This is a genomic window from Ruegeria sp. P10 (assembly GCF_056534925.1).
Window position 1 is genome coordinate 286,102 of sequence record NZ_JBQERJ010000002.1, and the last position, 22,368, is coordinate 308,469.

General features: G+C 56.9%; 19 protein-coding genes, 1 tRNA gene and 1 pseudogene. 5 read left to right on the plus strand and 16 right to left on the minus strand.

Annotation, left to right across the window (positions count from 1 at the left end; translation table 11 throughout):
• Window positions 1–5 precede the first annotated feature (5 nt).
• On the plus strand, window positions 6–1,532 hold the full coding sequence (locus ACR0FB_RS04550; RefSeq protein ID WP_480620230.1) for an MFS transporter: 1,527 nt from the start codon (window positions 6–8) through the stop codon (window positions 1,530–1,532).
• Between the two features lie 42 nt (window positions 1,533–1,574).
• Here ACR0FB_RS04550 and ACR0FB_RS04555 read toward each other — a convergent pair whose 3' ends face one another.
• The 7 genes from ACR0FB_RS04555 to ACR0FB_RS04585 all read right to left on the minus strand — a co-directional run bounded on the left by ACR0FB_RS04555 (window position 1,575) and on the right by ACR0FB_RS04585 (window position 9,029).
• Complete coding sequence (locus tag ACR0FB_RS04555; protein ID WP_171119151.1) at window positions 1,575–2,915, minus strand: S41 family peptidase; 1,341 nt, start codon at window positions 2,913–2,915, stop codon at window positions 1,575–1,577.
• A 6-nt stretch (window positions 2,916–2,921) separates the two neighbouring features.
• Complete coding sequence (locus tag ACR0FB_RS04560; protein ID WP_480620232.1) at window positions 2,922–4,052, minus strand: murein hydrolase activator EnvC family protein; 1,131 nt, start codon at window positions 4,050–4,052, stop codon at window positions 2,922–2,924.
• Complete coding sequence (gene gpmI / locus ACR0FB_RS04565; RefSeq protein ID WP_480620234.1) at window positions 4,049–5,566, minus strand: 2,3-bisphosphoglycerate-independent phosphoglycerate mutase; 1,518 nt, start codon at window positions 5,564–5,566, stop codon at window positions 4,049–4,051. The genes ACR0FB_RS04560 and gpmI overlap by 4 nt, the downstream gene beginning before the upstream one ends.
• Before the next feature lie 192 nt (window positions 5,567–5,758).
• Complete coding sequence (locus tag ACR0FB_RS04570; RefSeq protein WP_480620236.1) at window positions 5,759–7,429, minus strand: sulfatase-like hydrolase/transferase; 1,671 nt, start codon at window positions 7,427–7,429, stop codon at window positions 5,759–5,761.
• Between the two features lie 71 nt (window positions 7,430–7,500).
• The gene (gene nqrM, locus ACR0FB_RS04575) at window positions 7,501–7,737 is read right to left on the minus strand and encodes a (Na+)-NQR maturation NqrM (RefSeq protein WP_152460192.1); all 237 of its coding nucleotides are present in this window, start codon (window positions 7,735–7,737) and stop codon (window positions 7,501–7,503) included.
• A gap of 15 nt (window positions 7,738–7,752) precedes the next feature.
• The gene (locus ACR0FB_RS04580) at window positions 7,753–8,778 is read right to left on the minus strand and encodes an FAD:protein FMN transferase (protein ID WP_171636228.1); all 1,026 of its coding nucleotides are present in this window, start codon (window positions 8,776–8,778) and stop codon (window positions 7,753–7,755) included.
• A gap of 65 nt (window positions 8,779–8,843) precedes the next feature.
• Entirely contained in the window at window positions 8,844–9,029 is a 186-nt protein-coding gene (locus tag ACR0FB_RS04585; RefSeq protein ID WP_170345279.1) for a hypothetical protein, read from the minus strand.
• Window positions 9,030–9,151: 122 nt separating this feature from the next.
• Between ACR0FB_RS04585 and ACR0FB_RS04590 the strand changes: the two genes are divergently transcribed.
• Window positions 9,152–9,676, plus strand: a complete 525-nt coding sequence (locus ACR0FB_RS04590) for a CBS domain-containing protein (RefSeq protein ID WP_171723828.1) — start codon at window positions 9,152–9,154, stop codon at window positions 9,674–9,676.
• 11 nt (window positions 9,677–9,687) lie between these two features.
• Here ACR0FB_RS04590 and ACR0FB_RS04595 read toward each other — a convergent pair whose 3' ends face one another.
• The gene (locus ACR0FB_RS04595; RefSeq protein ID WP_209833833.1) at window positions 9,688–10,452 is read right to left on the minus strand and encodes a metallophosphoesterase family protein; all 765 of its coding nucleotides are present in this window, start codon (window positions 10,450–10,452) and stop codon (window positions 9,688–9,690) included.
• Between the two features lie 184 nt (window positions 10,453–10,636).
• Between ACR0FB_RS04595 and ACR0FB_RS04600 the strand changes: the two genes are divergently transcribed.
• The gene (locus ACR0FB_RS04600) at window positions 10,637–11,650 is read left to right on the plus strand and encodes an NAD-dependent epimerase/dehydratase family protein (protein ID WP_480620237.1); all 1,014 of its coding nucleotides are present in this window, start codon (window positions 10,637–10,639) and stop codon (window positions 11,648–11,650) included.
• A 59-nt stretch (window positions 11,651–11,709) separates the two neighbouring features.
• Here the strand turns inward: ACR0FB_RS04600 and nqrF are convergent, their stop codons facing one another.
• From nqrF to ACR0FB_RS04630, 6 genes are read right to left on the minus strand one after another with little or no spacing between them, the layout of a single operon-like run.
• Window positions 11,710–12,933: an NADH:ubiquinone reductase (Na(+)-transporting) subunit F gene (gene nqrF, locus ACR0FB_RS04605; RefSeq protein WP_171636236.1), complete on the minus strand. Its 1,224-nt coding sequence runs from the start codon at window positions 12,931–12,933 to the stop codon at window positions 11,710–11,712.
• A 10-nt stretch (window positions 12,934–12,943) separates the two neighbouring features.
• A complete protein-coding gene (gene nqrE / locus ACR0FB_RS04610) occupies window positions 12,944–13,552 on the minus strand; it encodes an NADH:ubiquinone reductase (Na(+)-transporting) subunit E (protein WP_050603817.1) in 609 nt (202 codons plus the stop codon).
• Window positions 13,552–14,205 carry an NADH:ubiquinone reductase (Na(+)-transporting) subunit D gene (locus tag ACR0FB_RS04615; protein ID WP_152460184.1) on the minus strand — a complete coding sequence of 218 codons (654 nt, stop codon included), beginning with the start codon at window positions 14,203–14,205 and terminating at the stop codon, window positions 13,552–13,554. The genes nqrE and ACR0FB_RS04615 overlap by 1 nt, the downstream gene beginning before the upstream one ends.
• Entirely contained in the window at window positions 14,205–15,032 is an 828-nt protein-coding gene (locus ACR0FB_RS04620) for a Na(+)-translocating NADH-quinone reductase subunit C (protein WP_480491124.1), read from the minus strand. The genes ACR0FB_RS04615 and ACR0FB_RS04620 overlap by 1 nt, the downstream gene beginning before the upstream one ends.
• Entirely contained in the window at window positions 15,025–16,233 is a 1,209-nt protein-coding gene (locus ACR0FB_RS04625; protein WP_171636240.1) for an NADH:ubiquinone reductase (Na(+)-transporting) subunit B, read from the minus strand. Before ACR0FB_RS04625 ends, ACR0FB_RS04620 begins: the two co-directional genes overlap by 8 nt.
• A 5-nt stretch (window positions 16,234–16,238) precedes the next feature.
• Entirely contained in the window at window positions 16,239–17,582 is a 1,344-nt protein-coding gene (locus tag ACR0FB_RS04630; protein WP_209833827.1) for a Na(+)-translocating NADH-quinone reductase subunit A, read from the minus strand.
• Between the two features lie 296 nt (window positions 17,583–17,878).
• Between ACR0FB_RS04630 and ACR0FB_RS04635 the strand changes: the two genes are divergently transcribed.
• Together ACR0FB_RS04635 and ACR0FB_RS04640 are read left to right on the plus strand one after the other, a co-directional pair.
• Entirely contained in the window at window positions 17,879–18,994 is a 1,116-nt protein-coding gene (locus ACR0FB_RS04635; RefSeq protein WP_171723831.1) for a THUMP domain-containing class I SAM-dependent RNA methyltransferase, read from the plus strand.
• 401 nt (window positions 18,995–19,395) lie between these two features.
• Window positions 19,396–19,472: transfer RNA gene (locus ACR0FB_RS04640), tRNA-Pro, on the plus strand.
• Window positions 19,473–20,222: 750 nt separating this feature from the next.
• On the opposite strand, the pseudogene ACR0FB_RS04645 reads toward ACR0FB_RS04640, so the two are convergent.
• Together ACR0FB_RS04645 and ACR0FB_RS04650 are read right to left on the minus strand one after the other, a co-directional pair.
• Window positions 20,223–21,021 (minus strand): annotated as a pseudogene (locus tag ACR0FB_RS04645) (IS5 family transposase).
• Window positions 21,022–21,084: 63 nt separating this feature from the next.
• The gene (locus ACR0FB_RS04650; RefSeq protein ID WP_480620239.1) at window positions 21,085–22,368 is read right to left on the minus strand and encodes a cytochrome-c peroxidase; all 1,284 of its coding nucleotides are present in this window, start codon (window positions 22,366–22,368) and stop codon (window positions 21,085–21,087) included.

A 22,368-nucleotide genomic window follows, 5' to 3' on the forward strand; every position in this document is an offset into this window, starting at 1 on the left:
TTATCATGGATCGCAGCAGCATAGTCAAAGTCATTGCTTTGATGGTTACCGGATTTGGTATCGGTATTGATTTTACCGGCGCCCTGATGCTGGTGCCTGCGATCGAAAGCAGCTTTGACGCCGATATCACCAGCACCCAATGGGTTCTGAACATCTATGCCTTGTTTTTTGCCATGACCATGGTCGCAGGCGGGCGACTTGGCGACATGTACGGCCACCGCAGGATGATGCTTTTTGGCCTGTCGATCTTTCTGTTTTCCTCAGTCATGTGCTTTGTTTCGCCCAGTCTTGATTTTCTTGTCATTGCGCGTGCGCTGCAAGGCATCGGCGCGGGTTGTGTATGGCCCTGCACGCTGGCCTTCGGGGCAACCAAAGTATCAAAGCCAGAACATCGAGCCTTGGTGATGGGGTTAATTCTGGCAGGTGTGACCACCGGAAACGTGTTTGGTCCGATGATCAGCGGATTGGCCGTGAACTTGGGAGAGTGGCGCTACTTTTTCCTCGCCAATGTGGTCTTTTCCTGCATTTCGATGGCCACCGCGCTGATCCTGATGGAGCGCGAAGCACAGCACAAACCGGATGAACACCTCGACCTCGCCGGGATGGGTGTGTTGTCTTTTGCCGTTTTGCTGCTGCTTTACGGTTTGGATGTGGGCGCGGACTGGGGGTGGACGTCCGTCCCGTTGTTGATGCTGTTTTTCACCAGCGCTGCGCTTTTCATTCTGTTCCCCAAAGTCGAGAAACGCGTGACAGAGCCACTGCTTTTGCCGCAGATGATGCAAAACCGCGAGTTTCGCATCACCCTTGGCCTGAACATGTTCAACGTGTCCGCGGCATTTGTGGGGCTGCTGTATTTTCCCCAATACATGCAAAAGGTGCTGGGCTGGTCGACGTTTGAATCGGCACTGGGCTTGGCGCCGCTGACCGTGTTGCTTGCCGTGGGATCAATTGTTTCGGGTACGCTTTACAATGATTTCGGCCCCAAGCGGCTGCTGTTTTGGGGATATCTGATCGCAACGATCGGCGCTGCGACCATTGTCGTGCTGCCCGGTGATCTGGGGTACTTTCGCATCCTGCCCGGCATGGCGATGATCGGGCTGGGCGCAACTTTGACGGTTGGGCCGTCAGGCACTGCTGCAATGTGCGCCGTAAAGCCGGAACGGGCTGGGCTGGTTGGCGGCCTGAGTTTCATGACCCACCTGGTTTACGGCGCAATCTCTGTCGCCTGTGCCACGGCCATCATGTACGTCGTCAGCCTGTCTGAGCTTCGCCAGTATGTGGCCGCTTCGGGCATCAAGTTGACCGAAGCAGAGCTTCGCACGATCAATGGCGGAACACTTGATACGCCGTCCGCCCACGCGGTAATAAGCCGGTTGTCATCCAGCGAGGCAAAGACGGCTCAACGGGCATTGTCGGCGGCGTTTGACAGCGGGATGAGTATGGCTTTCGTCTTTTCGGCCTTGTCCGTCTCGGTCGGTCTCGTTCTGGCGCTGCTTCTCGACGAAAAGAAACTGCACCGGATCGAAAGCTGAAGTCGGGAGCCAAGGGCTGCGACACCCGCAGCCCTTACCGTTTTACTGTGACGGCCCGTTGGGGTTGAAGGCCGATAGTCCCTTCAGGATATCGATGGCATAGGCCAGCTGGTAATCCTCTTCCCTCAGCTCTGCGGTTGCCTCGGCCTTGGCGCGATCTTCTTCTATCTGGCGGATCTCATCTTCGCTCAGGCTGTCATTGTTGAGGCTGCCGCGCAGATCGGCCTCGGAGCGCGAACGGGCGTTGGTTTCTTCCTCTTCCGGTTCTGGCGCCGGACGGGGTTGTTCCACGATAATATCAGGGCTGACACCCAGAGCCTGAATCGACCGCCCCGATGGGGTGTAATACCGGGACGTGGTCAGGCGCATCGCACCATCACCCCGCAGCGGCATCACCGTCTGAACCGACCCTTTGCCGAAGCTTTTGGTGCCGACGACGATGGCCCGGCGATGATCCTGTAGCGCGCCCGCGACGATTTCAGATGCCGAGGCCGAACCACCATTGATCAACACGACAATGGGTTTGCCTTCCGCCAGATCGCCGGGGGTGGCATTGAAACGCTCACCCTCTTCCGGGTCCCGTCCACGGGTCGAGACGATTTCCCCTTCGTTCAGGAACGCATCCGAAACTTTGATGGCCTGTGTCAACAGACCGCCCGGGTTGTTGCGCAGGTCCAGTACGACACCATTGACCTTGTCGATACCACCGGCTTCTTCGATCTGTTCCTTCAACCCTTCCTGTAGGTTGGGGAAAGTCTGATCATTGAAGGTCGTTACCCGCAGCACGACACTTGTGCCCTCGGTGCGGGCGCGAACGGCGGTCAGCTTGATCGTGTCACGGATAATGGTGACATCGAAGGGATCAGGTTCGCCTTCGCGCACGACGGTAATAACAATCTCGGAGCCGACCGGCCCCCGCATCAGATCCACCGCCTTGTCCAGCGTCAGGCCCAGAATGCTTTCGCCATCCACATGTGTGATGAAATCTCCGGCTTCGATCCCGGCCTCGTCAGCGGGTGTGTCGTCGATGGGAGACACGACTTTGACAAAACCGTCTTCCTGCGTGACCTCAATACCCAGTCCACCGAACTCGCCCCGGGTCTGCACGCGCATCTGTTCGGCATCATCGGGCGACAGATAACTGGAATGCGGATCAAGAGAGGTCAGCATACCATCGATTGCCGCCTCGATAAGTTCTTCAGGCTCGACCTCTTCGACATATTGCGCACGGATGCGTTCGAAAATGTCACCGAACAGGTCAAGCTGTTCATAGACGCTGGCCTTGTTCACAGCCTCTTGCGCCAGCAGTGGGCCTGCGATCTGCGTAGTCGCAAGAATACCTGCCACAGTTCCGGCCAAACCGGCCATCACAAATTTCTTCATACTCGTTTATCCATCCTTGTCGGTCCGAAACCAAGTTTCCGGGTCCACCGGGGTGTTGTCTTCTCTTACCTCTATATAGAGCGTTTCTGGACGATCAGTTCCAGTGCCATCACCGCTTGTTGACAATATTGCGCCGATTTCCGGCGTTTCACCCGGCATCAGGCCGACCGGAGTGCCTTTGGGGATCACCTGCCCGGGTTGACCATAGACCTCTTGCAAGCCCGATAACACGAACAACAGGCCCGGTTGCGGCTCCAGAATGACAAGGTTTCCCAAATCCAGCAGTGGCCCGCGATAACGGATCGTGGCCGCAGTGGGGGATGTTACAAGCGCACGGGAACGGGTGCCGATGACTAGACCAGCGCGGGCGACCCCTGCGGCGTCCGGTTCACCGGCCTTGTGCAGCAGAATGCCCTGCACCGGCAAGGGAATCTGTCCTTTCTGATCCAGGATGCTTGCGTCGGTTTCAATGATCTCGCCTTCTGAAATCTCTGACAGACCGCTTGCAAAACCATCCAGAGTCTCGGTCGAAGAAATCAGAATGGCCGTGCGCACCGGGTCTTCGACAAACCGACGCGGCAAATCAGTGCGGTCGGCAATCGCTTCGCTCAACCGCGTGCGGGCGTCCTGCACACCGCGCAGCCCTTCGGTCAAAGTTTCCGAGGCGCTTTGTTGCAGCAGACGCAGGGTCTGAACCTCTTGCAGGTCCTGTGCCAGCGCTTGCGCTTTTGCATTGAGCCCAGGCGTGACCTCGGACAGCATCATTCCGGCCCGCGCCGCGCCCAACGGGCCTGACGGGTGCAGCATCAGCACTGGCGGCGCGGTCGTTTCGATGGTCTGCAAGATGCCAAGCAACTGCCTGACGTCCTTTTCACGCGCGCTCAATTGCGCGCTCAGTTGCGCTTCGCGTGTTGCAGCCTTGCGCAGACCGGTCCGCATCGCGCTCAGCCCGGCCTCATAGGCTTGTATCGTTTTGGTCAGCGCCCGCACCCGATCCCTTGCGCCGTCTGCTTCGCTCAGCGAGATCGACGCCTGTTCCAGCATCCTTGCCGCATCCAGTGCTGCCCGAGAAGCGTCGGTCTGGGCAAAGGCCTGACAAGCTGAAAGCAGCACAATCGCTAGGGCGGCCAGCCTCATGACAGCAGGCTTTCTCCGGTCATTTCCGGCGGTTCGGGCAAGTTCATCAAATCAAGTAGGGTCGGCGCCAGATCAGATAACCGCCCATGGCGTACCTGCGCGCCGTCTGGCCCTCCGACCAAAGCTATGGGCACCGGGTTCAGCGTGTGCGCCGTATGCGGACCGCCGGTTTCCGGATCAACCATCACTTCACAGTTACCGTGATCGGCGGTGACGATCATTGCTCCACCTGCTTTTTCCAAGGCAGCAACGACCTGAGTCAACCCCGCATCAACGGCCTCGCATGCCTTGATCGCAGCTTGAAGGTCGCCGGTATGCCCGACCATATCTGGGTTGGCGTAATTGGTTACGATCAGGTCGTAACCTTGTTCGATCGCCTCGACAAACTTGGCTGTGACCTCAGCCGAGGACATCTCGGGTTGCAAATCATAGGTCGCAACCTTGGGTGATTTGGGCATATAGCGATCTTCACCTTTTTCAGGGGTCTCCTTGCCCCCGTTCAGGAAAAAAGTGACATGGGGGTATTTTTCGGTTTCAGCTAGCCGGAACTGACGCAACCCCTGTTTGGCGACCCATTCCCCGAGCGTGTTCACAATCGCCCGTTTCGGAAAAACCGCGGTCATATATGCGTTGTGAGCGTCGGAATACTCTACCATGCCCAGCAGCGCCGACAGTTTCGGCCGCGGCCCGGTTTCGAACTCGGCAAAGCCCGGTTCACCAATCGCGCGCAGGATTTCACGAGCACGATCTGCGCGGAAATTTAGACAGAAAAAACCATCGCCGTCGGTGACGCCCTTGTAACCTTGCAACACGGTCGGCGTAATGAATTCGTCAGATTCAGACTGGTTGTAGGCATGGTCCATGGCGCCATGTGCGGTGTCGGCCGCCCTGCCCTTGCCGTTGATCATCGCGTCATAAGCTTCTGCGATCCGTTCCCAGCGATTGTCGCGATCCATGGCGAAATAGCGACCGCTTACCGTGACGACACGTGCCCCCTCGGGCAGCCGTTCTTCCAACTGGGAAAAATAGGTCAGCGCAGATTTGGGGGCCACGTCGCGCCCATCCGTGACCGCATGCAGGGCGACCGGAACACCGGCATCCGTAATGGCCTTGGTTGCAGCGATGATGTGGTTCAGGTGCCCGTGAACACCACCATCCGAGACCAACCCCATGAGATGAGCCGTCCCCCCTGAGGATTTGACCTTGGAAATGAATGCCTGCAATGCCTCATTTCCAAAGAACGAACCGTCTTCGATGGCCAGGTCGATCTGCCCCAAATCCATGGCCACAACACGGCCCGCACCTATATTAGTATGACCGACTTCGGAGTTACCCATCTGCCCACTGGGCAGACCTACGTCCGGGCCATGCGTTGTCAGCGTGGCGTGCGGGCATTTGGCCATGATCGCGTCAAAGGTCGGCGTGTTCGCCAGATAGGGCGCATTCGCCTGTGTGTCGTCTGACACGCCCCACCCATCAAGAATGCACAGAACAACGGGTTTGGGGGTTGGCATTGAAATTCTCCAATTACTGCTCTTGGGTCTTCTTCTAGCGTCTGGTCGGCAAGGGGTGAACCATCTTTGCGGCAAATTACGCAGAATTAATTAAACGGCCTAGCGGCTTCGGCCCATCGCTGGAGGACATTGAGCCGCTGCATTTTTCGACCTAAAGCCATCATGGTTTTAGCGGTGACAACCCGGACGAGACTAGTCTTTGAAGTAACGCGTGTATGGCTTTGCCTTGCGGTTGCGATACTTGACCGTCAGTTCCAGCGGCGTGTCGTTTTCATCATAGATACCGATCATGATGCCTGTGCCCCCGCTTCGGGTTCGCATATCGATCAACTGCTGTTCGGACCGGGTGGTGCGCTGTGACGGGCGCCGCGCCCAGGCAAACAGGTAATCGTACATTTGCGCGATGACGTCCGAATGGTCCGCGCTGTCACCCAGATCCACCAGTTCATCGGGGTCGTTTTCCAGATCGAACAGGATCGGCCTGTACCCGCCTTCGCAATGGATGAGCTTCCACTTTTCATTCGCGACCATGAACATCACCGCGTCACGAACAGATGCGTTCAGCCGCTGCGCAATGGGAGAGGCGGAATAGTCATACTCGCAGATCGCGACCTGTCGGGGCGTTTTGTCGGACTGACCATGCAGGATCGGCAGCAGAGAATGCCCTTCGAGAATATGCCCGGCCTTTTCGCCGCCTGCCAGTTCCAGAAACGTTGGCACCAGATCGATCGACTCGACCAGCGCGTCGCAGGTGGTGCCGCGCGTGACGTCCGCTTCGGGTGATGGGTCATAAATGATCAGCGGCATTTTGGTTGAGGCATCGTGGAAAAAGGTCTTTTCACCCATCCAGTGGTCGCCCAGAAAATCACCGTGATCTGAGGTCAGCACGATCATCGTGTCGTCCATCCGCCCGGTTTTCTCCATCCAGTCAAACAGGCGACCCATCTGGTCATCCGCTTGTTTGATCAGCCCCATGTAAGCTGGGATCACCGCCTCGCGGACATCCTTTCGTGAAAATGCCTGCCCGACCTTGGTGTCCATGAAGGCCTTCAGGACGGGGTGGGCATTCTTTCGCTCAGTTTCCGAGCGGACCACGGGCACGACATGTTCAGGCCCGTACATCGAAGCGTAAGGTTCCGGCACGATGTAAGGCCAGTGAGGCTTGATGTAGCTGAGGTGACAGCACCATGGTCCGTCATGGCTGTTCATGAACTCGATTCCACGGGTGGTCAGATATGGTGTTTCACTGTCCTCTTCCGCGATATTTGCAGGTTCGGATGAATTCTTCAGGAACCACCCTGACAGCACGTTGCCATCGGCATCCAGACCGGAATTGGCAAAATCATGCCACGGATTGTCGCTCTCGTACCCCTTGTCTGCTAGGTAATGGTTGTATTTCTTTGCCCCGTCCGGGTCATAGAACCCGTCCGGACCCTCTGCGCGCAACCCGTCATCGCGTTCGAACACGTCAAACCCGCATTCCGCGACGCGGGCCCCGATGATGCTGTCGGGCTCCAACCCAAGACGGGCCATCCCCTCGGCATCGGCGGCCATATGTGTCTTGCCGACCAGCCAGCAATCCATTCCCGCCTTGCGCAGGTGGTCGCCCAACGTGATCTCACCCACTTTGAGGGGAATGTTGTTCCATGAAGCCCCATGGGAATGCACATAGCGCCCGGTATAGGTGGACATACGGGAACTGCCGCAAATCGGCGATTGGATATAGGCCCGGTCAAAGCGGACACCGCGCGCGGCCAGACGATCGATATTCGGAGTATGCAGATGTGGGTGCCCGTAACAGCTCAGATAATCCCAGCGCAGCTGGTCGAACATGATGAACAGGATATTCTTTGCCTTGGCCAACGCGGCGCCTCCCCGAAAGTCATGGGAACCTAGTTAGCCACTTCCGTTCGCAGAGCGAAGCAAAACTTGCTTCAGGCCTGATGTTCCATCTGTTCCAGCATCTTCCTGGCCCGTTTGCACTGCAACTGATCGCGCAGCGGGCTGTCCGGGTCGACATCCTTTTGGCACACAACGCATTTATCGGCGCCCGAGATCGCATTCAGGCCGCCGCAGCTGCCTTTGATGGTCTTCCCCATCAGCATGACACCCAATGACATACCGACCATGACAAGCGCCAAAAGAATAAAGGCCAGAATAAAAGTGCTCATCTCGGTTCCTGCCTGTCAGTTGGTTCCCAAAGCGTCTTTGAACGCGGTGCTGTGCGACGTAATATAGGCATCTTCGCCGCCTGTCACATCCCGCGAAATGAAGTACACGGCAAGTTTATACTTTTCCGCAATGTCCATTCCCTTCTCGTGACCCAAAGCCAGCATGGCCGTTGCCCAGGCATCCGCCAACATTGCGTTTTCCGCAAGAACCGTGACAGAAGTCGTGCGATGTGTAATCGGGCGTCCCGTTGTCGGATCGATGATATGCGAATACCGCACACCGTCCTGTTCGAAAAAATTCTTGTAGTCGCCCGAGCTGGCCATGCCGCGATCATCCAGGGAAACGATCAGTTGAATGCTCTGAGCGCCCGTTTCAGGCTTTTCGATGCCAATGCGCCAGGCTTCGCCCTGCTCATTCTTGCCTTTGGCAACAAGATCACCGCCGATCTCGACAAGGTAATCGTCGATACCAGCATCCTGCAAAGCGCCGGCAACCGCATCGATGCCATAGCCCTTTGCGATCGCCGACAGGTTGATGCCCACCTGCGGATCAGCCTTCGACAGCGTGCCGGCTTCGGTGTCGAGCGTCAGCAAACGGGCCTGCCCGACGCCGCTTAACGCGGCCTCGATTTCGGGATCCGATGGCACTGGATCCTCGGGCTTGCGTGGGCCAAAGCCCCAAAGTTCGATCAGCGGGCCCAGAGTTACATCAAAAGTCCCACCGGTTTTTTCGTGCACGTCATTGGCGGCCGAAAGGACCAGTGCGAGTTCGTCCGAGACCGGAACGGGGGCTGTGCTAGTTGAAGCGGAAAAGACGGACACCTCGGATTCTGGATCCCAATTGGACATTTTGGCGTTCACCTCGGCCAGCGTCTCTTCGACAGCCGCGGCCAATGCGGCCTCATCAAGATCTTCGCCGATCGCGGTTATGTTGAAGGTCGTGCCCATTGTTTCGCCCGACAGACGAACCACCTCGGGTTCTTTGTCGAACAAACAGCCGGAAAGAAGAGTGGCAACGGCCAGTAAAGGCAAAAGACGCATCGGCGATCTCCGGGAAATTCTGTGCCCGGCATATGCCAGTGGCCCCCGCCAAAGTCAAACTGCGATCACATCTTCAGCGGCAGGAAACCCAGCACCAAAAGGCCGACCCCCGCCGGCACGCCGAACAACCACGCACGTTTTTGCCAACCCGGCGGCTGTTGCTTCCACGCCATGCGGAAATTGTGGCCACAAACAACAACGGCAAAGAAGATCAATGCCGCTATGGGTGGCGTAAGATAGAGTTCACTCAATGGCTTGAACGTCCTTTCCGGCCTGCGTTTTTGCCGATCGGCGCAATTGCACCCTATACAGGTCGTTTAGCTGCGCTAAGGTGAAAGGGAAAGACTTTGCAAGAACCACAAGGAGATTGCCCATGGCTCCAACCTCTTACCAGTCGCCTTCGCGTGGCGACAAGGCTGACAAGACGACGTACAGCCAGTCTGCGGAATCGAACCTGTCGCATTCGCAGACAACCGTGGCCAGGCTGCTTGAAGGTAAAGGGGACGCGGTGTTTTCGGTGCGGCCAAATGACACGATCCATTCCGTGGTCAACACGCTGAAGGAAAAACGGATCGGCGCTGTTCTCGTGACGGATCAGAACGGGGCATTGCAGGGGATTTTGTCAGAACGCGACATCGTTCGGCGCATGGCAGACACACCCGGCCAGACCCTTCCGCAATCGGTCGAAGACCTCATGACCAAGGATGTTAAGACCTGCACACCGGATGATCTGCTGAATGAAGTTCTGAAAACAATGACCGAGGGCCGTTTTCGCCATATGCCGGTGCTGCGCGACGGTCATTTGTGCGGCGTCATCACGATCGGAGACGTTGTCCACTTCCGTCTCAAAGAGTTGGAATATGAAGCGCTTCGCATGAAGCAAATGATCGTCGGTTAAAGGCCCACTGTTCATCCGGTCGAGGTGAACCGAACACTTCCGGCGTTGATCTCGGCGGCTGTCAAACGACCCGAAGCGAAAGCGCCCGTGTCGATCGATACCACCCGGTTCCTGATCCGGGGCAGGTCCACGATGGTGTGGCCATGCACCACCCATTGGCCATCGCTGCGGGCCAGCCTGGGAAACATGGGATGTCCCCAGAGGCAAATCTGGCGATCCTGGGCCTCAGTCGGATGTCGGGGGTCCAGCGCCGCATGAACGAATGTGACGTTGCCGGTAGTCCAGGTCAAAGGCCGGTCAGCTAGCCAGTTGATCAGGCTTTCCCCCATCTTCAGGCGAAGATCATCCGCCAGTTTTCGAACCTGCTGGTAGTTGTCGATATCCGCGGGCGGTTTCAGCCCGAAAGACGCCAACGTGTGCACACCCCCATTTTGAAACCAGAGCCGGGCGTTGCCTTCCGGCACCTCCAGGAATTGCAACAGAAACTCTTCGTGGTTTCCAAGAAGACACTGAACGCGTCCTCCTGACGTCTCGCTCAGGTGAAACAGGTGGCGCAGCACCTGCGCGCTGTATGGCCCTCGGTCGATGTAATCTCCGACAAAGACCAGCAAGCTCTGATCGTCCAGTCTGGGCAACAACGCCTGCAACAAGTCCAGACGACCGTGGATATCGCCCACGGCCGTCACTTTCTCGGCCGGAGCGATGTCGCAAGACACTGCATTCGTTGTCCGCCCCGCCGTGCGGTCGAACCACCGTCTGATCCAGTTCGTAATCATACACGTTGATCCCTATCCTTCTCGCCCATTGGCGGCAATGAGCATCTGATTGAATCAGCAAAGAGTTGACCAATGACGTCTGGATGTTCGATATGACCTTCGGCGCAGTTCAAAATGTTTGACCCGGCATCACGGGAAGAACCTTTTGTTCAGCGATGATCGTGCAGGGCGTTTTGAGGGTTCTATGAAACGGGTTTTGATTACGGGCTCTGCGGGGTTCATCGGGTTCCATCTGGCAAAGCGGCTGTTAGAGGAAGGGTTCCGCGTGCATGGATACGACGGGATGACGGATTACTATGATGTGGTCCTGAAACAGCGTCGGCATCAAATTCTGCTTCAGACACCCGGGTTCACGGCAACCGAGGATCGGTTGGAAAATTTTGATCGGTTGATGCAGGTCGCCGAAGAATTTCAGCCGGAAGTCATCGTTCATCTGGCGGCTCAGGCCGGTGTGAGACACAGTTTGGAACATCCCCGCAGCTATGTTGAATCGAATGTCGTTGGAACATTCAACGTGATGGAAATTGCACGGCAACATAAGGTGGATCATCTTTTGATGGCATCGACCTCCTCCATCTACGGTGCCAACGAGGACATGCCCTTCACCGAGACGGAAAAAGCCGACACCCAGCTTACCATCTATTCCGCGACAAAAAAGGCGAATGAGGCGATGGGGCATTCCTATGCGCATCTGTGGGATTTGCCGACGACCATGTTCCGCTTCTTTACCGTCTACGGCACCTGGGGACGGCCGGATCTGGCGTATTTCAAATTTGTCGCCGCCATCCTGGATGGTCGCCCGATCGACATTTACAATCACGGCGACATGTACCGGGATTTCACCCATGTCCAGGACCTTGTACGCGGCATCAGATTGCTGATCGATGTGCCTCCGGTGCGGCCATCCAGCCGTGAGGATATCGAGGACGGAGACAGCCTGTCGCCCGTCGCGCCCTATCGCATCGTGAATATCGGCAACGGCGAAAAAGTGCGCCTGATGGATTTCATCGAAGCCATCGAACAGGCCGTGGGGCAGAAGGCGATCAAGAATTTCATGCCGATGCAGAAGGGTGATGTTCATGCCACTTGGGCGGACAATCGGCTGCTACAAAGACTGACGAACTATCGCCCCCAGACAGATCTGAAAGACGGTATCACACAATTCGTCGCGTGGTATCGAGAGTATTACGCAAAATAACGCAGGCTTACCGCCAAATGAAAGAACCGGCGTCTTCAACGCCGGTTCTTTTTTGTTCCTTAGCCGCCGAAATCGTCGAGCATGATGTCTTCGCGGTCCACGCCCAGATCCAGCAGCATGTTGATGACCGACTGGTTCATGATTGGCGGACCACACATGTAGTATTCGCAATCCTCAGGCGCGGGATGGTTCTTGAGGTACTCTTCGAACAATACGTTGTGGATGAAGCCGGTATAGCCTTTCCAATTGTCCTCGGGCTGCGCGTCCGACAAGGCCACATGCCACTCGAAATTGTCGAATTCTTCAGCCAGACTGTCGAAGTCTTCGACAAAGAACATCTCTTTCTTAGACCGCGCACCGTACCAGAAGCTGATCTTGCGGTTGCGGTTCTGAAGACGCTTGAGCTGATCAAAGATATGGCTGCGCATTGGTGCCATACCGGCGCCGCCGCCAATAAAGACCATCTCTTTGTCAGTTTCGCGGGCAAAGAACTCGCCGAATGGGCCTGAAATGGTGACCTTGTCACCCGGCTTCAGGTTGAAGATGTAAGACGACATCTGACCCGCCGGAATGCCTTCGGACCCCGGCGGCGGCGAGGCCACGCGGACGTTCAGCATGATCATGCCCTTTTCGTCCGGGTAGTTGGCCATCGAATAGGCGCGCTCGATGGGTTCGGTCACCACCGATTCATATTGCCACAGATTGAAGCGATCCCAATCCTCGCGATATTCCTCTTCAATGTCGAAATCCGTGTATTTCAACTGGTGTGCAGGTGCTTCGATCTGGATGTAGCCACCGGCGCGGAAGTTCACATCCTCACCCTCGGGCAGGTCCAGGATCAACGCCTTGATGAAGGTCGCTACGTTTTCGTTCGACCGAACGGTACATTCCCATTTCTTGACGCCGAAGACTTCTTCCGGAACTTCGATATCCATGTCCTGCTTGACCGCCACCTGGCAAGACAGGCGATCACCACATGACGCTTCACGTTTCGTGATATGGCTTTCTTCGGTCGGCAGGATCGATCCGCCCCCCGAATGCACCCGCACCCGACACTGCGCACAGGTGCCGCCGCCACCGCAGGCCGAAGGGACAAACAGCTTCTCGGCAGCCAGCGTCTGTAGCAGCTTGCCACCTGCCGGAACGGAAATGGTCTTTTCGCCGTTGATCGTAATGTTGACGTTTCCGGTCGATACCAGCTTGGATCGGGCGGCCATGATGATGGCCACCAATGCCAGAACGATTACGGTGAAAAGAGCTACGCCTAAGGTAAAGGTTTCCATCAACGCCCCCTTACAGTTTCACGCCCGAGAAGGACATGAAGGCCATAGCCATCAGACCTGCGGTAATGAAAGTGATGCCCAGACCTTGCAGACCATCGGGGATGTCTGAATATTTCAGCTTTTCCCGGACTCCGGCCATTGCGGTGATTGCCAGTGCCCAGCCAAAACCGGAAGACAAGCCATAAGTCGCCGCCTCGGCAAAGTTATAGTCACGCTCCACCATGAACAGCGACCCGCCAAGGATGGCGCAGTTCACCGTGATCAGTGGCAGAAAGATCCCCAACGCGTTGTAAAGCGGTGGGAAATACTTGTCCAAAACCATCTCGAGTATCTGAACCATCGCCGCGATCACGCCGATATAGGAAATCAGGCCAAGGAAGGTCAGGTCTACATCCGGGAACCCGGCCCAGGCCAGCGCGCCCGGTTTCAGCAAGTAGTTCAGCAGCAGGTTGTTGGCAGGCACGGTGATGGCCTGCACGACCATGACCGAAATCCCCAGACCCAGCGCTGTCGAAATCTTCTTGGACACGGCGATGAAGGTACACATCCCCAGGAAGAAGCTAAGCGCAAGGTTTTCGACAAAGATGGCCTTTACGGCCAGTGAGATCAGACCTTCCATCAGTGGGCCTCTACCTGCTGAATTTTGTATTCACGCTCTTCCACCTGGTTCGGCTTCCAGGTGCGGAAGGCCCAGATGATCAGACCGATGATGAAGAACGCCGAGGGCGGCAGCAACAGCATGCCGTTGGGCACGTACCAGCCGCCATTGTTGACGGTTTCCAGAATGGTAACGCCGAACAGCGACCCCGCGCCAAACAGCTCGCGAATGAAGCCGACCAGCAGCAGGATAAGACCATAGCCCATGCCGTTGCCCATTCCGTCGATAAAGGACGCAACCGGCGGATTCTTCATCGCAAACGCCTCGGCGCGGCCCATCACGATGCAGTTGGTGATGATCAGGCCGACGAAAACCGACAGGGTTTTCGAAATCTCGAAAGCATAGGCTTTCAGGATCTGGTCCACCAAGATCACCAACGACGCGATGATCACCATCTGAACGATGATCCGGATCGAACCGGGGATCTGGTTGCGCAGGCACGAAATGAAGAACGACGAAAACGAGGTCACGAAGATCACCGCCAGCGCCATCACCATCGACACTTGCAACGATGATGTCACCGCAAGTGCTGAACAGATACCCAGCACCTGCAATGTGATCGGATTGTTGTCGACAAGCGGGTCGACCAGCATCTCTTTCTTGGTCTGGGACATCAAATCTCTCCTGCTTGAAGTTTGGCCAGGAAGGGACCATAGCCCGCATCGCCCATCCAGAATTTCACAAGGTTATCGACGCCGACCGACGTCAGCGTGGCCCCCGCCAACGCATCCACATAGAAATCTGGCCCGGCTGCGGGCTGCGATTTGGCAACGGTGATTTGCAGATCACCTGCTTCGTCGCGCAGCTTTTTCCCGTTCCACAGGGCTTTCCAGCGTGGGTTGTCCACCTCGGCCCCAAGACCCGGAGTTTCACCATGCTGATAGAATTGCAGGCCGTAGATATCGTTGCCGTTGTTTTCAAGCGCGATAAATCCATAGAGCGTCGACCACAGGCCGTATCCGTGCAGAGGCAGGATCACCTTGTCCAGATCACCTGCATCATCGCGCAGCAGATAGATAACACGGTATTTGGATTTGCGGCCGATACCGGCGGGGTCATTGTCCAACGCGACGCTCAGCTCAGGATCGCTAGCGGCGGCGATGTCGTCAAATGTGGTCGGATCAAACTGATCATCGACGAAGGTGCCTGTGGACAGCTCCAGCACATGTGGTTCGAAGGCGGCAAAAGCCTCTGTCACGTCGATGCCCGGCTCGAACACGCCCGCAACTTGCAGAACGTTTACCTGTTTGTCCTGCAGCCGGTTGGCCTCTTGCACCGGGCGCAGGCTGACTGCGGCCGCGGACACAACCATCGAGGCGACCAGACAGACGGCAACGGCGATGAAGATCGTCTTGCCAACAGAATCCGGCGACGCCGCCAGGAATTTGGCTAATGCGCCCTTGGGTGCCTCGTTTTGATCTGGGGATTGCGTATCAGACATGGCGACGCGCCCTCCGTTTGATGTTGGCTTGCACGACGAAATAGTCGATCAGCGGTGCAAAGACGTTGCCGAACAGGATTGCCAGCATCATGCCTTCGGGGAAAGCCGGGTTGATCACGCGGATCATCACGACCATGACACCGATCAGAGCGCCATAAATATAACGCCCTACATTGGTGTGGCTGGCGGAAACCGGTTCCGTCACCATAAAGGCCAGCCCGAAAGCGTAACCGCCCAACACGATATGCCAGTACCATGGCATCGCGAACATCGGGTTGGTATCCGATCCGATCAGGTTCAGCAGCAGGGTAAAGCCGATGGTGCCCGCCAGACAGCCCACAATCAGGCGATAGTTGGCGATCCTGGTCATCAGAAGGAAAGCCAGACCGATCATGCAGGCCAGTGTCGATGTTTCGCCAAAGCTGCCCTGAATGGTGCCGAAAAACGCGCTCGACCAGGTGATGCCTTCAGCGGCCAGCGCCTGCACGCCTTCGGCCGCAGACACGCCCAATGCAGTTGCGCCCGAGAACCCGTCAACGGGTGTCCAGACCGCATCCCCCGACATCTGCGCCGGATAGGCGAAATACAAAAACGCCCGCCCCACAAGCGCGGGGTTGAGAAAGTTCTTGCCGGTGCCCCCGAACACTTCCTTACCGATCACAACGCCGAAGATGATGCCCAATGCCACCTGCCACAGGGGCGTCGTAGCAGGCATGATCAGCGTGTAAAGCATTGATGTAACTAGGAAGCCTTCGTTCACCTCATGGCCGCGCACGGTGGCAAAGATGACCTCGAAGATACCGCCCGCGACCAGCGTGACGATGTAGATCGGAAGGAAATACATCAGACCATGCATGACGTTGGCAAAAATGCTGGACGGGTCCAGCGAAATCCCGAACATCTGCAACAAAGCAATCCGCCAGCCGGTGGCCGATTCCGGACCCAGCAAAGCAATCGCCGAGTTTGCCTGATAGCCGGTGTTCCACATCCCCCACAGGATGCAGGGGATCGTCGCGATCACGACATAGGTCATGATCCGCTTCATATCCACATAGGACCGCGCGTGCGGCGCCACCGTGGTCACGGTTTTTGGAGTGTAGATGAAGCTTTCCACCATCTCGTAGATGGGGAAGTACTTTTCGTACTTGCCGCCCTTGGTAAAGTTCGGCTCGATCCTGTCAAAGAAGCTGCGCAAACCCATTCGGCTCAGCCCTCCTTTTCAATTTTGATCAGGCAGTCGCGCAGCGCCAGCCCGTATTCATATTTTGCCGGACAGGCAAAGCCCACAAGGCCAAGATCCTCTTCGTCCAGCTCCAGCGCACCCAGGGCTTGGGCAGTGTCCGTATCCATTACCAGCAGCGCCCGCAGCAACTGAGTGGGCAGATAGTCCTGCGGCATCAGATCTTCGAAAACACCTGTGGGCACCATGGCCCGACGCCCGCCGTTCAGATTGGACGTGAAGGCATACAGCTTCTTGGCGAATGCCGAACCCAATACAGGCTGGACCGCGTATTTCGACGGCATCGGACGAATCCAGCCCAACGGGATTTGATCGGGATCTTCACGGATGATGCTGATCTGACGCGCGAACCGGCCCAGATAGGCGGTCGGGCCCTCAGCGTGCCGGCCCGACAGGATCGAACCCGAAATGATGCGGGGCGTGCCGTCCACATCGACTTCGTCGCGGGTCAGATCGTCAGTTGATGCGCCCATCACGGTACGGATCAAACGTGGTTGACGCGCACCCGGCCCCGTCAGGGCAATCACGACATTCGGATCCAGATGGCCGGTCAGCATCAGGCGACCAATAGCGATGACATCCTGATACCCGATGGTCCAGACCTGCTTGTCGCCTGCAAGGGGTTCGAGGAAGTGAATATGCGTTCCGGCCAGCCCCGATGGGTGCGGGCCTGCGAAAGATGCAGCTTCGACACCGGCGACATCTGCGCCGGGTATCGTGTCACCCTCTTTTTGGCAAAGATAGGTTTTGCCCTCGGTCAATGTGCTGACTGCCGCCAAACCGGCGGTAAATTCTTCGGGCGCCTCGGCAATGATCGTGGCAGCGTCAGCGGCCAGCGGGTCACTGTCCATGGCGGTGACAAAGATCGCATCCGGTTTGACGCCGGGGTTCGGCATTTTTGAATAGGGGCGCGTGCGGAACGACGTCCACAGGCCGGCGGCGCACAGCTTGGCCGTCACGCCTTCGGCGCTGTCGGCATCCCCTATGCCCGAGAAATCAACACCGGTGTCATTGACATCTGTCACTTCGATCACGACGCTTTGCAGCACCCGACGGGCACCACGGTTGATCGCGACGACCCTGCCACTTACCGGTGCGACCATCATCGCGTCAGGCGCGTCCTTGTGACAGAACAGCGGCGCGCCACGTACGACGCTGTCGCCTTCCTGCACCAGCATCTTGGGTTTCAGGCCGATGTAGTCACCGCCCAGGACGCCAACGGTCGCGTATTCCGGGCCCGGGTGAATGGTCTGGTCAGGAGCGCCTTCCACCGGCAGATCCAGCCCTTTTTTCAGTTTGAAAGTTTGCATGTTGCTACGTTCTTCCAAGCCTCTTTTCTGCGCCAGCTCTGCTAACGCCCTTTCGGGGTCATGCAATAGCGCGGTTTTTCGAGCCTCCGTCGCAAAAGCGTCGAAAACGGTCCAAAATCCGCAGGCGTATTTCCGATCAAGGACCCTTTACGCGGGGAAGGTCATAAACGCAAACCTGTTACCGCCAAAACTTGAGGATGAACCACACAATCCTGCGATTGATCGGTCATTTCTTCTGAATCCATGGCGTATAATTGCATATCGCGCCCACCAGGGTTCCAGTGTAAGCAACCGGAATGGAAAAAGACACAGATTTGGAAATCTTTCTGGTTGCCACGCCGGGCCTCGAGGCGCCTCTTGGTGACGAGGCGCAATTCAACGGATTCGCGCAGGTCAGAACTGTACCCGGCGGGGTAACATGCCGGGGTTCATGGCCCGAGGTCTGGCGCGCCAACCTGACATTGCGCGGCGCCAACAAGGTTCTGGTGCGACTGGGCAGCTTCCCCGCCGTGCACCTTGCCCAATTGGACAAACGTGCTCGGAAATTTCCTTGGGGCACCGTTTTGCGTCCTGACGTGCCGGTCAAGGTGGAAGCCATCAGCCGCAAATCCAGAATTTATCACGCCGGTGCAGCTCGTCAGAGGATCGAGCGGGCAATATCCGAGACATTGGGCACCACGATTTCATCCGAGGCAAACCTTCGGGTGTTGCTTCGAATCGAAAAAGACATCTGCACGATCTCGGTCGACAGTTCCGGCGAGCTGTTGCACAAACGCGGTCACAAGGAAGCCATTGCCAAGGCCCCAATGCGCGAAACAATGGCCGCCATGTTCCTGAAAGAATGTGGCTACTCGGGCGATGAACCCGTACTGGACCCGATGTGCGGATCGGGTACCTTCGTGATCGAGGCCGCCGAGATCGCTCTGGGTCTGCGCCCTGGCCGCTCCCGCGGTTTTGCATTCGAGGACCTGGCGGGCTTTGACCCTGATCAGTGGCAGGAAATGCGACGGGAAACGAAGGCGGCGGAATGCGCGCTTACCTTCTACGGCTCGGATCGCAACTCGGGCGCGGTTGACGCGGCGACTGCCAATGCCGAAAGGGCCCAAGTCGGTGCCGTGACACGGTTTCAACAGCGTTCCGTCAGCGACATAAAACCCCCCGAAGGTCCTGCGGGGCTGGTCATTGTGAACCCGCCCTACGGGGCGCGAATTGGTGACGAAAGACGCTTGCGCTCGGTCTATGGCGCGATGGGCAAAACCCTGATGAACCGGTTCCAGGGATGGCGGGTCGGCGTGATCACCAGTGCTCCGGGGCTTGCCCGGGCCACACGCCTGCCTTTGCTGGCGCCAGGACCGGTCGTCGACCATGGTGGAACCAAAATTCGTCTGTACAAAACAGATCCCTTGCCGTGATTGCCTGGGACGCTTCACAACCAATTGATGACGATGGCTGCGCGGGCGAAAGCGGACAAAGAAACCACAGGGTTTCCACCGCAATAGGTTGCGATTCCGTTGCCTTTCAACAAGCCTGTCATCCAGCCAACGTTTTAACACCGGTGCCATCGCGACCTGCCCGGCGGGGGGGGGTGAACAGTTTGGCGGACACTTTGCGCGCCGGTCAACAGCAGAACGCAAACATGTAAACGCTCGTTTTTGCGAACCATAAACACGGCGACCTGCTTAGATCACTGGGTTCCGTGCCCATTGGTCCGCTGCCATATATTTTTGGGTGTTGAGATCGAAAGATTCGGGTGGTCGCATTACAAAATCCTCTTGCGCATCAGACCCGCCGCGTATAGATCACCCGCCACGGTCGGAGTGTAGCTCAGCCTGGTAGAGCACTGTCTTCGGGAGGCAGGGGTCGGAGGTTCGAATCCTCTCACTCCGACCAATGAAATCAACTTGTCAAATGCAGAGATATTTTGCCTTTTGACCAGTTAACTTACCTTTCCGCCAACAAAAGTTACTTCTCGCAGTCTGAATTACTGCTACTTCAAACGCTCTTTTTGAAGTAATCGGTCCTTACCGGATGAGGTGGATAGTTCCTCCTTCGTCGGCATCGAACGCGCCAAAGTGCAGTTGTTATCGACTGCAAAGAGAGGAGCCATCCAATTACGGAGAAGAAATGTAGGTCTGGATCTGGCTAAGGACGTTTTTCAGGTACACTGCGTTTTAGCCACCGAGCGGCGGATCCTTAATAAGGAAATCAAGCGCACCAAGTCACTCCCATTTATAATAGACGGTCCTACGCTGAGTGGCTGGCATTGGAGGTTTGCGGCTCAGCCCATCATTGGGGTCGTAAATTGCGAACGCTTGGCCACGGTCTTCAGCTTAATTAATCCGACGGCGCGCAGATACGCGCACTGTGCAAAGCCCGGCTTCCGGCGCGGATCACATTTCTGTCGTTGCTGTCAAATACACAACCCAAGTCAAGCTTACATCCAGAAAAACGAAAACCCACGCTTATGCGTGGGCCTCGGAAGGAGGGCAATACAAGTTTGCGTCTCACAATCCTTGTGGAGTGAGGCAGATTAAGAGTCGAGTGTGAGGACACCCCAAGCAATACCAATCTGGCGAGGTCGTCATACCGGGACGGATAATGCCGTTGAGGATCGGCTCGAAACGGACCTAGGGTCAGTATTCATAACCAATAGATGACGGTTGCTGCGAGGGCGATTGCGGAGAGGAAGACTTTGGGACAGCGATCATAACGTGTCGCGACGCGCCTCCAGTCCTTGAGCCTACCAAACATGATCTCAATACGGTTGCGCCGTTTGTATCGGCGCTTGTCATACTTCACGGTTGTCTTGCGTTGCTTTCGACCTGGGATGCAGGCGCGTATCCCTTTGTCTTTTAACGCATCTCGGAACCAGTCTGCATCATAGCCACGATCCCCGAGCAGCCAGTCGACATCTGGAATACTGCTCACTAGCGCTCGCGCACCGATGTAGTCACTGACTTGGCCAGCGGTGACAAATAGGCTGATCGGTCGCCCTTGGCTGTCACAGATAGCATGCAGTTTGGTATTCATGCCGCCCTTGGTTCGGCCCCCTCTCGGCAGCATCCTTCGGATGCGCCTGCCGTGCAGTGAATCAGGCGACCACGCCCCCCTTCTTCGCGGCCATGCTGGTCGCGGTACGATGTGCTTTCAGATAGGTCGCGTCGATCATCACGGTCTTTTCCTCGCCGTGTTCGGCTGCCAAGCCGACCATCATCCGAGCGAAGATACCTTTCTCACTCCAACGCTTCCACCGGCTATAAAGCGTCTTGTGCGGTCCGTATTCTTTGGGAGCGTCACGCCACCGCAACCCATTGCGATTGATGAAGATAATCCCGCTCAGCACCCTCTTGTCATCGACCCGTGGCTTGCCATGCGACCGCGGGAAGAAAGGGGAAAGTTTGGCCATCTGCTCGTCAGTCAGCCAGAAAAGGTCGCTCATATCACCGCTCCGTTTTTCGAACCGTGAATCATGCAGCGCTTTGAAAATCAATGCATCCAGACCCTAAGGAGTAAATCCTTTCGGCACACCGAATATCGGAGAGTCTACGCTGCGACCTGTCAACGAATGCAGAAAAGCAATCAGGTTTTCGATTTCCAATTCCGCAAGCTGGATCGGATCAATATCAATTTTCTTGCGTTGACGTGCCATTTCATATTGGTCCTGCCAAACCAGAAAATCCGTTTTTTGCAACCATGGCACCTTGGGTAAGGCAGCCATTTGAGGGGTCCATTTGTCCAGGCTGGCCTGCGGATCCAAATGATGGCGAATGACGCTTTCAAGATCGGGGAAAGCGCCATTGTGACCGTAAGGCGCGGTCAGGGCAACATTGCGTAGCATCGGGGTACGGAACCTGTAGGCATCCTCAAGGCGGTTGCTTTCACCCATGCGGCCGACATCCCGGACGAAGGGATCCCACTGCCGGGTGCGACCCGGCCCAAAGGGTGGCAAGCCCAGTGCATGGAACTTCTGATCTGACATGAGCGGTCCGCGGTGGCAGGCGGAGCAGCGGGCTTTTCCGTAGAACAGCCTCATCCCCTCGATTTGCGCAGGTGAAAGGGCATTCATGTCGCCCGCAAGATAGTGGTCAAACGGGCTGTCAGTGCTACGCCACTCGATCGCCATGAAAGCGGCCAGAGCGTTGGCGACTTGCGTGATCATGATGTCCTCGGTCGTCTCGACCTCATCAAAGGCGGCGACGATGGCCGGACCATAGCGAGGATCGGTGCGGACGCGTTTCGCCAGAATGGGCCAGCCCTTGTCGATACGATCATGCACCGCGCCTGTGACTTCATTTTCGGCCACATTGCCCGCCATCTCGAATTGTGAGGTCAGGGGGAACAGAGCCTGTGCCGCCAGCAGGGAGTTCAGGCCCTCGGGCAGCCACTCCTGCGCCGGGGAATTGAAGCCGTTGCCGTAGACGTCGGAAATGCTCAGCCTGCCGTCATGAAAGACGGTGTGTATGTCCTTGGCCCCAAGATTCCACAGGCCCGGAGAGTTGCGAGGGATGCGCTTGCGTATTCTGTCGGCCCCGGTGCCGGGTGTGCGGTCCGGCCCCAACCCCTGCCCGCCTTCTCCTATGCCCAGCGACAACCCGTCCGAAGTGCCGAAATCCGGGTGGTGACAATGGGCGCAGGCGATGTTGCGGTTGCCTGACAGGATCGGGTCGTAAAACAGTTGATGACCGATGGCGGCCTGTTCCATATCAAAGGGGATAAAGTCATCATCGGTCAGCGGGCGCGGCAAATCCTGTGCCACAGCGGCCCCGACCCAAAAGAAGGCAACCAT